Consider the following 391-nt stretch of genomic DNA (forward strand, 5'->3'; position numbering starts at 1 on the left):
AGGTTAATATATAAAATATCATATTCTAAAGCTTGTCTTAACTCTTCTTTGGTTTTTCCTACTCCACTAAAAATAATCTTATAAGCTTTTGCTCCTGCTTTTAAGGCACGCTTTACCTCGCCTATACTTACACAATCAAATCCACTATCTAAATTTGCAAGCATTTGCAACAAACTTAAATTTGAATTGGCTTTTACAGCGTAAAAAATTTGAGATTTTCTAGCCTTAAAAGCCTCTTTGAGATTTAAAAAACACTCTTTTATGAAATCAAAATTGTAAATATAAAAAGGAGTATTAAATTCTTGCTTTAATTGTTTATAATCCATATTTAACCTTTAATTTTTATAATTTTACTACATAAAGCTTAATTTATCGATGCTTATAATACATA

Annotated in this window: 1 pseudogene; it reads right to left on the minus strand. The window is 26.1% G+C overall.

The features are described from left to right. Positions 1-326: pseudogene (locus NQ012_RS12975) on the minus strand (diaminopimelate decarboxylase); the annotation flags it as partial. Positions 327-391 lie beyond the last annotated feature (65 nt).

The sequence above is a fragment of the Neisseria dentiae genome, from assembly GCF_024580525.1.
GTDB lineage: Bacteria > Pseudomonadota > Gammaproteobacteria > Burkholderiales > Neisseriaceae > Neisseria > Neisseria dentiae_A.